Consider the following 11,758-nt stretch of genomic DNA (forward strand, 5'->3'; position numbering starts at 1 on the left):
GGAGCCGATAAAAATGGGAATCCTTTCATGCAGTTCCGAGGGCTTCACATCCAGCAGGCGCTGGTTGCCGGCTGAAATGGACCTGCCCCCCGCCTTTTCCATGATGAACGACATGGGATTGCATTCATAACACAGCCGCAGGCGGCCGTTGGTGTATTTGCCGAAAGCGGGATACATGAAGATGCCGCCCTGGATAAGGGTCCGGTGGATTTCCGCGACCATGCAGCCCACGAAGCGGTGGCGGTATACTTTCTGTTTGGCATCGGTAGCCATGAAAAGGTCCACGGCGTTGCGCACTTTTTCGTCGTACAGGTGGTAATAACCCATGTTGACGGAGAAGATGTCGCTGTCGTCGGGCACTTTCAGGTCGGGGTGCGACAGGCAGAACTCCCCTATGGAGGGGTCCAGCGTAAAACCCTGGAGGGTGCGGCGGGTGGCGTATACCAGCATGGTGGATGAGCCGTAGATGATGTACCCTGCCGCGATCTGCTGGGAGCCCGGCTGCAGGAAGTCTTCCAGGGTGCAGGGCGAGCCGTTGGGCGACAGGCGGCGGTATACGGAGAAGATGGTGCCGATGGAAACGTTGACGTCGATGTTGCCGGAGCCGTCGAGCGGGTCCATGAGCACCACGTATTTGGAGTTCATGGAGTACTCGTCGTTGAAGCTGATGAACGTGTCGTTCTCTTCAGAGGCTACACCGGCGCAGTAAATGGAGCTGGCCAGGGAGTTGATGATCTGGTCGTTGGCGAACTCGTCGAGTTTCTTCACAGCTTCGCCCTGGACATTGGTTTTGCCTGCTTCCCCGAGGATATCGGCGATACCGGCTTTGTTGACTTCGACGTTAACGCGTTTGGCGGCCAGGCCAATGTCGCGCAGGAGGCCGGAAAGCTGGCCGGTGGCTCCGGGATAGTTTTTCAGGTCCTGGATGGTGAATTCGTCCAGGTTCATCACTTGGCGGTTGAATTTCATAAACGTGCAGAATTGTTGGTTTTGGCGGGGCTAAGGTACGGGAAATCAGATCTTTTTAAGAAAACCGTCATTTTTTACCCTTTGGATTTTTAATCAATTCTAAAGTTGCCGTACTTTGCCGCAGAATTTTTATAAAGAAGAGGGAACAAAGTATGAAGGTTTTCAAATTTGGCGGCGCAAGTTTAGAAACTATTGAGCGCATCCAGCAGGTAGGCAAAATCATCGAAGCCCATGCTTCCGGCAAATTGCTGGTCGTGATCTCCGCGATGGGCAAAACGACCAACGAACTGGAAAAGGTAGCCCAGAACTACTTCATGCGCAAGCGGGAGATCGCCGCGCAGCTGCTTTATAACGTGGAGCAGCAGCACAAGGACATCGCCGCGGCGCTCCTCGGCACCAGGGAGCACCCGCTCTTCACCCAGCTCCAGCAGTTCTTCACCGAAGCGGAATGGACGCTGGGCGAAAAGCCCCACCGCAACTACGATTATTATTACGACCAGCTGGTGGGCCTCGGCGAATTGCTCAGCACCGCCATCGTAAGCGCCTATTTCAACCAGGCGGGCATCCGCAATACCTGGGTGGACGTGCGCGACGTGTTCCGGACCGACGATAACTTCCGCGACGCCAATATCAACTGGGAAGTCACCGAACTGCAGGTGAACCAGAAGGTGCTGCCGCTCTTCAATACCGCGAACATCGTGATCGCCCAGGGCTTCATCGGCAGCACGGACCAGAACGAAAGCGTGACGCTCGGCCGCGAAGGGAGCGACTTCTCCGCCGCCGTGTTCGCCAACCTCCTGAACGCCGAAAGCCAGACGATCTGGAAAGACGTGACCGGCCTCAAAAACGCCGATCCCAAGCTTTTCCCCAACACGGTGGACATTCCCGAGATCGCCTACAGCGAAGTGATCGAAATGGCGTACTACGGCGCGCAGGTGATCCACCCCAAGACCATCAAACCGCTGCAGAACAAGCAGATACCTTTATACGTCAAGTGTTTCCTGGACATGCACCTGCCCGGCACCGTGATCCGCCAGGATGTAGACGGCCGCAAACTGCCGCCCATCATCGTACTGAAAAAGAACCAGGTGCTGATCTCCATTACCTCCCGCGACTTCTCCTTCATCACCGAAGACAAGATCAGCGAGATCTATGAGATCTTCCACGACAAGAAGATCAAGATCAACCTGACCCAGAACGCGGCCATTACCTTCTCCTGCTCCATCGACCACAACCCGGAAAAAATCGAACTGCTCATCAAGGCGCTGCATACCGGCTACCGGATCAATTACGATGAGGGCCTGGAGCTGCTGACCGTCAGGCATTACCAGAACGGCCTGATCGAAGAGCTCACCCAAAACCGCAAAATACTCCTGGAGCAACGCAATGCCAGCACGATCCAGATGGTGTTGAAATAAATCATAACGGCCGCCGGATGCTTTGCTCCCGGCGGCCGGATAACATTGCCTCCGCGCAAAAATAACATCACCTTTCACTCAATTTCCCGCCCCATTCAATAGGATTTAGTACTGTTACAGTACGGTATCCATACCAAGCCCTTATTAAGGTATTGCTGATCCCCTGCCCCAGAAAGGCTTTCCGCATTTTCTTATCCCGAAAACTGGTATTTAATTAACCCAACCGAACGGAACAGCTACAGGTTTCATTTTATTACCTTTCGCTTCACACACACTGTTTTTCATTATTAAATTGTGAATTATTAGTATTATTTTGTTGGGCAACAACAGCAGATTCGAAAGTTTAGTAAAGCACGACACGTATAACCAGTTAAAAACCATATTTAAAACCAAAATCCACGTCTATGCACCCACCATTTCGGATGGTTAACATTTCTTTAATGGTTCCTTAACCTGATAAGTTTGGCGCTCGCCTGCTTTATCGCAATCTTGCGCCCGCATACATGAATTTATGATCGCAGCAACACTCCCCGCAGGGCGGCTTACCGCGCCTGCAGGACTTTTCATGCTCTTTATACACGTCAAATCTATAAAACCCACTGTAACATGCTTAGCAAGCTCAGAACACTAGGGGCAGCCCTGCTGCTGTCCTGCCTCCTGCCTGCGGCCGTAATGGCGCAGCAAGGCGGAGCCTCGATCTCGGGGGCCGTATCGAGTTCGAAAAACGAACCGCTCCCGGGCGTCTCCGTAGAAGTAAAAACCGCTGACGGCCAGCGGAAAGGGACCGCCACCGACGCCTCCGGGAGGTTCCGCCTCGCCAACCTCCCCGCAGGCGCTCCCGTTACCATCACCTTCAGTTTTATCGGCTTCGAACCGCAATCGATTACCGGCAAAACCCTTAAAGCAGGTGACAACCCCCTCCCCAATGTCATCCTCTCCGAGAACGACAAAAAACTCAATGAGCTCGTAGTTGTGGGCTACGGCACCCAGAAGAAAGTGAACCTGACCGGCGCCGTAAGCCAGGTAGACGCCAAGGTGCTGGAAAGCCGCCCCGTCGCCAACATCACCCAGGCCATCCAGGGCGCCATCCCCAACCTGAACGTATCGTTCGGCGACGGCCGACCGGGCAGCGCGGGCAAGTTCAACGTCCGCGGAAATAACCCCCTCAGCACCGGCGCGCCGCTGGTACTCATCGACGGAGTGCCCGGTTCTATGAACAACATCAACCCGCGCGACGTGGAAACCATCACCGTCCTGAAAGACGCATCCTCCGCCGCCATCTACGGCGCCAGGGCCGCCTTCGGCGTGATCCTGGTGACCACCAAAGCCGCGAAGAAAGGGAAGCTCACCGTCAACTACGGCAACAACTTCTCCAATTCCCGGTCCACCGTGTCCACCAACTTCATCACCGACGGCTATACTTCCGCCAGGCTGAACGACGAGGCCTTCCTCCGCGCCACCGGCAACACTTATACCCGTTACACCGACGAAGATTATGAAGAACTGAAAAAACGCCAGACGGATAAATCCCTGCCCGATGTGGTGATCGACAACCGGAATGGCAAAGACCAATACATTTATTACGGCAACACCGACTGGTGGCGCGTGATGTTCCGCGACAACCAGCCCGGCATGGAGCACAACCTGAGCCTTTCCGGCGGCACCGAGAAGGTGGATTTTCTCCTTTCCGGCCGTTACTACCAGAAGAAAGGGATGATGCGCATCAACCAGGACAAATACGAAGCGTACAACATGCGCTCGAAGATCACGGTGCGCGCCAATGACTGGCTGACCTTCACCAACAACACACAGTTCAACATCGCCAATTACACTTATCCGGGCTGGGGCGTGAACAGCAACTTCGTTTCCGTGACGGTGCACGCGCTGCCCTCCTATCTCCCGCAGAACCCCGACGGCACCGCCACTTACCGCACGGAGCTAAACAACTACACCATCGGCGACGGTATTTACGCCGACCTGCTGCATGGCAGATCGAAGGGGATCGAGCGGTTCAATGAACTGATGACGACTTTCGGGACCACCATCAAAGTAAACGACCACATCAACCTGATCGGTAATTATACCTTCACGCTGAACCCCGCGCGCGACAACGATTTGCCGACGTCCACCACGTACCGCAGAGCGGTGGCGCCCTGGTCCATCTTCCCCGGCGTGATCGATAAAGTAGGCAGCGATTACCTGACCGAAGAAACCAACAACGACCAGTATCATGTTGTGAACGCTTATGGTGAATACAACCGTTCGTTCGGCCGTCACAATGTAAAGTTCATGGCGGGTTACAACCAGGAGCTGAAACAGTTTAAACGCGTGAATGCACGCCGCGGCGACCTGCTGTCGGAAAGCCTGAACGATATCAGCCTGGGTACTTCCGACCCCACCGTAGGCGGCTACCAGAGCGAATGGGCGCTGCTGGGCTTCTTTGCCCGCGCCAACTACGATTATAAAGGCAAATACCTCGTGGAATTCAATGGCCGCTACGATGGTACGAGCCGCTTCCCGAAGAATGACCGTTTCGGCTTCTTCCCCTCCGTTTCCGCCGGATGGCGCGTCAGCGAGGAGCCGTTCTTCGAACCGGTGAAAAACACCGTGAGCGACCTGAAATTCCGCGCTTCGTATGGTTCCCTGGGCAACCAGCAGGTAGCTACATACGGGTACATCCCGGTGCTGTCGCGCGGTACGCTGGACTGGATCTCCAATAACAAGCGCATGGAATACCTCACGGCGCCGGGCGCAATTTCCCCGAACCTGACCTGGGAAAAAACGACTTCCTGGAACGTGGGCATGGATGCGGGATTGTTCCAGAACCGAGTGACCGTGAACTTCGATTACTATATCCGCGAAACACGCGACATGCTGACCAAAGGGATGACCCTGCCGGCGGTGTTCGGTACGGCGGAGCCGCGGGAAAACGCGGCGGATCTGCGGACGAACGGCTTTGAGCTGAATATTTCCTACAACAACCAGTTCGACCTCGCCGGCAAGCCTTTCCTGTTTAACGTAGGCGCCAACCTCAGTGATTTCTATTCGGTGGTGACGCGGTTCGACAACCCGGACAAACTCTTGTCTGACTACATCGTAGGCCAGCGATATGGTGATATGTGGGGTTATGTAACCGACGGTTATTTCGCTACCGACGAAGAGGCCAAAGCCTGGAAAGTGGACCAGCGGCAGGTGGGCTCCAACATCGCGAGCGCCCCGGGAGAATGGAACCAGCTGCGCGCCGGCGACCTCCGTTTCAAGGACCTGAACGGCGACGGCAAGATCAATAACGGCGTAAACACACTCGATAATCCGGGAGACCTGGTGAAAGTGGGCAACAACCAGATCCGCTATCCGTTCGGTTTTAACGGTGGCGCCAGCTGGAACGGGTTCGACCTGTCGTTCTTCTTCCAGGGTATCGGCAGGAAAGACTGGTATCCCGGCGCCAACGCCGACAAATTCTGGGGACCGTATTCCCGCCCGTATTATTCCTTCATCCCGGCAGATTTCGAGGAGAAGGTGTGGACCCCGGAAAACCCCGACGCCTACTTCCCCCGCCTGCGCGGTTACATCGCGCTGAACGGGAACAACCCGCTGACCAACACGAACGACAAATACATCCAGGACCTGGCGTACATCCGCCTGAAAAACCTCACCATCGGGTATTCGCTGCCCGACCATATCCTGAAACGCGCGAAGCTGTCGCGCTGCCGCTTCTTCATCAGCGGCGACAACCTCGTGACCTGGACCAAGCTGGAATCGAAGTACATCGATCCGGAGATGGCTGCCGCCGAATCCAACGGCCGCGTGTATCCTTTCTCCAAAACCTTCTCTTTCGGCCTGGACCTGAGTTTCTAACCTGACAAAAACGAATTGAACATGAAAAAACATATTGCAGCTTTGATGATCACCGGCGCGGGATTGTTCGCTTCCTGCAGCGGCTTCCTCGACCGCCAGCCCCTGGCCGACATTGCGCCGGACCAATTCTTCAACAGCGAAAAGGAACTGGAGATTTACACCAACTCCTTTTACAGCGCGTTTCCCAGCGCGGAAGGTGTGTATAACGAAGACATCGACAACGTGGTAAAGAACAGCCTGTCCGACCTGATCATCGGCCGCCGTACGGTGCCGGTTACAGGCGGCAACTGGACCTGGACGGAATTGCGGAAGATCAACTACTTCCTATCCAACTACAACCGCACCCTTCCGGAAGCCACGGCCGCAAAACATGCCGCGGTAGCGAAGTTTTTCCGCGCGTATTTCTATTTCGACAAAGTGGTGCGCTTCGGCGACGTTCCCTGGATCAACGAGGTGATCGCGCAGCTGGACACTGCCGGGCTGAAGCGCGCCCGCGATCCCCGCAAGCTGGTGATGGATTCGGTATTGAAAGACATCGATTACGCCATCGCCAACCTGCCGGCCAACGTAGATCCTTCGAAAGTGACGAAATGGACGGCCCTGGCGCTGAAAAGCCGCCTTTGCCTGTTCGAGGGCACTTACCGGAAGTATCACCACGCGCAGATCGACTCCGCCGGCGCGGCGCATTTCCTGAAGGAGTGCGTGTCCGCCAGCGAGGCGCTGATGGCGGGCCCGTACAGCATTTACCGTACTTCGCCGGAAAAATCGTACCTCGAATTGTTTGCTTCGCAGACGCCGATCCCGCAGGAAATCATCCTGGCGCGGAGTTTCAGCAACGATCTGCAGATCTGGCATAACCTCAACTACTACACGATCACGTCTTCCTACGGCAAGCCAGGGCTCGACAAGCAGCTGGTGAATTCTTACCTGATGAACGACGGAACGCCTTTCACCGACATCCCCGGGTACGACACCATCACTTTTTACAATGAGACGCGCAACCGCGATCCCCGTTTATCGCAGACGGTACGCACGCCGGGATATACCCGTATCGGCAGCACCAACATCCTGCCTCCCGATTTCGGCGCCACGGTTACCGGCTACCAGCTGATTAAGTATGTGACGGACCAGACCTCCGATTCCTACAACCGCTCGACCAATTCGATGCCTATTTTCCGATATGCAGAAGTGTTGCTGAACTTCGCAGAGGCGAAAGCCGAGCTGGGCGATATTCCCGGTTCGCAGGCCAACCTCACGCAGGCGGACCTCGACAGGTCGATCCAGCTGCTCCGCGAGCGCGTGGGTATGCCCGGCATGAGCCTGTCTGCCGCCAATACCACACCGGACCCTTACATGGCGCAGCAATATCCTAAAGTGACGGCTGCTCATAAGAACCGCGGCGTTTTACTGGAAATCCGCCGCGAGCGGAGGATTGAGCTGGTGATGGAATCGTTCCGTTGGAATGATTTGCTCCGCTGGATGGAAGGCCCTGCCATGAAACGTCCGTTTAAGGGCATGTATTTCCCCGGTCCGGGCATGTACGACCTGGATCAGAACGGATCGTTCGACCTGGCGATCTACGAAGGCACCAAGCCGGCCAATCCAGTTCCAGGTGTAGCCTACTACAAACTGGGCAGCGAGATCGTGCTGGAAAACGATGCCGCCGGCGGCAACGTAGTAATCAACCGCAGCACCGTGAAGAACTTCGACGAAGAGAAGGATTACCTCCAGCCTATCCCCATCCGGGAGCGGCAGCTGAATCCGAAACTCAGCCAGAACCCCAAGTGGGACGACGGTATCAAATAACTGAAACTGCATACTAAAACGAATGGCGCCCTGTTATGGGGCGCCATTTTTATTACGCCCCGGCCGTCATGCATATATGTGATTGGCGTATATTTAAGCGCCTAAAATCCCGATGTATGATGTACCAGGCCCTTCAGCAATTTTTAAATGGATTGTCGCCCCTTTCCCCGGCCACCTGGGAGAAAGTGCGCCTGCTTTTCCGGGAGCGCACCCTTGAAAAGGGGGAGTACTTCATTCGGGAAGGGCAGCATGCGCGGGAGATCGGGTTCCTGGCTGAAGGGGTGATCCGGGCGTTTTACCGCAATGCACAGGGGCAGGAATACAACAAGCACTTCTTCACCCCGCCCTGTTTTATCGGCGGATATGCTTCCATGATCACCGGGCAACCCAATCTCATCCAGCAGGAGGCGCTGACGGATGCCAGGCTGCTCGTGGCGCCGGCGGAGGATTTCCGGCGGCTCCCGGATAGCTGCGGCGACCTGGAGCGGGCGGCGCGCATACTGGCGGAAAGGTTCTTCGTGGCGAAGGAGCAGCGCGAGATCGAGATCGTGCAATTAGACGCGGAAGCGCGTTACCGCTTGTTCCGCGAACGGTTTCCGGCGCTGGAAACTTCCATACCGCAATACCATATTGCCTCCTACCTGGGCATCACACCCACGCAGCTGAGCCGCATCCGCAGAAAATCCGCCGGGCGCTGATTTCTTTACCTATGTATACGAAAGATTTGCCGGTGCACCGGAGATTTGCGGAAACAACATTTTCCGTTATATGCAATCAACCGGCAATACCATCCTCATCACCGGCGGCGCTTCCGGCATAGGGCTCGCCCTTGCGCGCCGGTTCCATTCACGCCGTAACCGCATCATCCTGACCGGCCGCGATCCCCACAAACTCGCCCGCGCAGCGGCATCCCTTCCCGGCGCCTTCACTTTTCCTTCCGATATTTCCGACCCCGCATCCGTCGATACCCTGTGCGATTACATAGCCACCGGTCATCCCGGACTGAATCTCCTCGTCAACAACGCCGGTGTACAATATGCGTATGATTTCCAGACCACGCCGGACATAGTGTCAAACATCGCCGCAGAAACCGCCATCAATTTCACCGCGCCCCTGCAGCTCACCGCCCGTCTCCTGCCCCAACTTTCCCGGCAACCGGCGGCAGCTGTCGTGTTCGTGAGCAGCGCCCTCTACATCGCGCCGAAACGCTCCGCGCCCGTGTACTGCGCCACCAAATCGGCGATCCACACCTTCGCCAAAGCGTTGCGCTACCAGCTGGAAGGCTCGCCGGTCAAAGTGTTCGATATCATCCCCCCATTGGTGGATACCGCTATGACGGCCAACCGTAGCTCCGGGAAAATTTCTCCCGATCAACTCGCCGCTATTTTTCTCCGGCTGTTCGAAAACGAGGTATACGAACAACACATCGGCAAAGCCCGGCTGCTTAAACTCCTCTCCCGCCTTTCGCCCGCCCTGGCCGAAAGGATATTGCGGAACGGATAAAAAAAACGGCCGCCGGGTATCGCTCCCGGCGGCCGTTTCTATCAAATATTATAAAACTGATTACTTCACACGAACCGGATCGGCCGGCTTGGGCACCGGTTTCCAGGTGTTCGTCTTCAGTTCATCGAGCAGGATCTGCACGCCTTTCTCCAGTTGCGGATCGCGGCCGGCGATCACGTCGGCCGGGGTTTGTTCCACATCCACATCGGGCGGCGTACCCACGTTTTCGATGATCCAGTTGCCCTTGGTATCGTAAATCCCGAAGCTGGGTGAAGTCACATAGCCGCCGTCGATCAGCGAAGGATAACCGCTGATACCCACGAGGATGCCCATCGTGCGCTTACCTACCAACTTGCCGAGTTTCCTGTAATTGAACATCCAGGGCATCATATCACCGCCGGAACCCGCATACTCGTTGATCAGCATCGCCTTCGGGCCATAAATGCCGTTGCCCGGCGTGGTGAAGCTGCGGCCGTCGCGCACGCCCCAGTAGCTCATTACATCGCGGTTCAGGACGTCGATGATATAGTCGGCCACGGAGCCGCCGCCATTGAAGCGCTCGTCGAGCAGCAGGGCTTTCTTGTCGGCCTGCGCATAGTAATACCGGTTGAAGGATTCGTAACCATCGCGGCCCGTGTTGATCATATGCAGGTAAGCGATTTTGCCGCCGCTGAGCTGGTCCACCTTCCTTCGGTTGCCTTCCACCCAGTCCACATACCGCAGCCCGTTTTCCGCACCGGCGCTCACCGGCACCACCACGATGTCGCGCGCGCCGGATTCAGATGCCGCGCTGTTTACTTTCAGCGTCACCTGTTTGCCGGATTTGTTCTGCAGCATTTCATGGATGCTGATGCCCGCCGTCAACGGCACGCCGTTCACCGCCAGGATGTAATCGCCTTCCTTCACGTTAAGGCCGGGGACAGACAAGGGAGCCTTTGCCCCGGGGTTCCAGCTTTCGCCGTTATAAATTTTAGCAATGCGGTAACGGCCGTCCACGATCTCGTAATCCGCGCCCAGCAGGCCCACGTTCACATTGGGGCCGGAAGGCATATCGCCCAGGCCTACATAGTTGTGGCCCACCACCATTTCGCTCATCATTTCGTTGAGGAGGTAGGTGAGGTCCGCGCGGCTGCTCACATGCGGCAGCAGGGCTTCGTACTTGCGCTTATTGGCATCCCAGTCCACGCCGTGCATATTCTTTACGTAGAAGAAATCCTTCTCGATCTTGTACACTTCGTCGAAAATCTGTTTCCATTCGGCGGCGGGATCGATATAAACGGAGATGTTGGACATGTCTACTTTCCCTTCACCCGGGCCCGGCTTGCGGCCCGCATCCACGATCTGGAAGTTGTTGCCGCCGCCGGCGATCAGCATCTTCTTACCATCGGCACTGATCATGTACCCCGCGCCTTTGGCGAAGCTTTCCGTTTTTCTTTCTTTCAGGTCGAAGTATTTGATCTCTGAACCATCGGTAAAGAATACTTTGTCTTTCACAGCACCGTTCACGCCAAAGATGCGGCCTGCCGTTACTGGCAGCGCTACCGTCCTCGCCTGGATGCCTTCCGGATCTACAGACGCAGTAGCAGCGGGTTTGGTGGAATCCTTCTTCTTGTCTTTGTCCGTATCCTTCTGTTCGGATTTCACCGTTTCCTCATCACTTTCTGGCGTTAAGGGCGTGGGCGTGTCTTTCGACAGGATGGCCGCGTAGAGGCTGGATTGGGCGTTGCGGTCGTAGGTCTGCATGTGCAGTCCGCTGAGGCCCGCGCCGCTGTTGGTGCTGGCGGGGAAGAAGAGATATTTCCCGTCGGCGCTGAACGAAGGCGCACCCGCATCGCTCATACCATCACTCACCCGGTGAGTTTTGCCGGACGCTACTTCGTATAGAAACACCGCATCGAAGCCGTTTTCTTCCGCATTGAGGAAAGCGATCCATTTCGAATCGGTGGACCACGACGGCTGGAACACGTTGGCACTGCCGGAAGGAATGGAACCATTGGCGTAAGTTGCCACCTTCGTCACTTTGCGGCTGGCTACATCGAGTACGAAAAGGTTGAAGTGCGCATCGCTGAAAACGATCTTCTTGCTATCCGGCGACCAGGTCAAACCGAAATAGTACACGGTTTTACCCAGCTCGATCTCAGCGGGCTTGTCCATGGCTTTCTGGTCCCGCCGCCGTACGTAATCACGGATGCCGTCTTCTGCTT

6 protein-coding genes are annotated in these 11,758 nt (G+C 56.0%); 5 read left to right on the forward strand and 1 reads right to left on the reverse strand.

The window, feature by feature from the left end; all coding sequences use genetic code 11:
• Nucleotides 1-969: class 1 fructose-bisphosphatase (gene fbp, locus Q0510_RS15700; protein ID WP_298713776.1), on the reverse strand; the 969-nt coding region annotated here is incomplete at its 3' end.
• Between the two features lie 152 nt (nucleotides 970-1,121).
• Between fbp and Q0510_RS15705 the strand changes: the two genes are divergently transcribed.
• The 5 genes from Q0510_RS15705 to Q0510_RS15725 all read left to right on the forward strand — a co-directional run bounded on the left by Q0510_RS15705 (nucleotide 1,122) and on the right by Q0510_RS15725 (nucleotide 9,554).
• The gene (locus tag Q0510_RS15705; RefSeq protein WP_298713778.1) at nucleotides 1,122-2,387 is read left to right on the forward strand and encodes an aspartate kinase; all 1,266 of its coding nucleotides are present in this window, start codon (nucleotides 1,122-1,124) and stop codon (nucleotides 2,385-2,387) included.
• A 606-nt stretch (nucleotides 2,388-2,993) separates the two neighbouring features.
• Nucleotides 2,994-6,245 carry a TonB-dependent receptor gene (locus Q0510_RS15710; protein ID WP_298713781.1) on the forward strand — a complete coding sequence of 1,084 codons (3,252 nt, stop codon included), beginning with the start codon at nucleotides 2,994-2,996 and terminating at the stop codon, nucleotides 6,243-6,245.
• 21 nt (nucleotides 6,246-6,266) lie between these two features.
• Nucleotides 6,267-8,051, forward strand: a complete 1,785-nt coding sequence (locus tag Q0510_RS15715; protein ID WP_298713784.1) for a RagB/SusD family nutrient uptake outer membrane protein — start codon at nucleotides 6,267-6,269, stop codon at nucleotides 8,049-8,051.
• A 116-nt stretch (nucleotides 8,052-8,167) separates the two neighbouring features.
• Nucleotides 8,168-8,749: a Crp/Fnr family transcriptional regulator gene (locus tag Q0510_RS15720; RefSeq protein WP_298713787.1), complete on the forward strand. Its 582-nt coding sequence runs from the start codon at nucleotides 8,168-8,170 to the stop codon at nucleotides 8,747-8,749.
• Between the two features lie 70 nt (nucleotides 8,750-8,819).
• A complete protein-coding gene (locus Q0510_RS15725; RefSeq protein ID WP_298713790.1) occupies nucleotides 8,820-9,554 on the forward strand; it encodes an SDR family NAD(P)-dependent oxidoreductase in 735 nt (244 codons plus the stop codon).
• Nucleotides 9,555-11,758: the final 2,204 nt, after the last annotated feature.

Source organism: uncultured Chitinophaga sp. (genome assembly GCF_937874145.1).
Lineage (GTDB): Bacteria > Bacteroidota > Bacteroidia > Chitinophagales > Chitinophagaceae > Chitinophaga.

Bases quoted from the DNA above. Each gene is read 5' to 3' on its own strand.
- Q0510_RS15725 (WP_298713790.1), top strand. From the start codon at position 8,820: ATGCAATCAACCGGCAATACCATCCTCATCACCGGCGGCGCTTCCGGC.
- Q0510_RS15705 (WP_298713778.1), top strand. From the start codon at position 1,122: ATGAAGGTTTTCAAATTTGGCGGCGCAAGTTTAGAAACTATTGAGCGC.
- Q0510_RS15710 (WP_298713781.1), top strand. From the start codon at position 2,994: ATGCTTAGCAAGCTCAGAACACTAGGGGCAGCCCTGCTGCTGTCCTGC.
- Q0510_RS15720 (WP_298713787.1), top strand. From the start codon at position 8,168: ATGATGTACCAGGCCCTTCAGCAATTTTTAAATGGATTGTCGCCCCTT.
- Q0510_RS15715 (WP_298713784.1), top strand. From the start codon at position 6,267: ATGAAAAAACATATTGCAGCTTTGATGATCACCGGCGCGGGATTGTTC.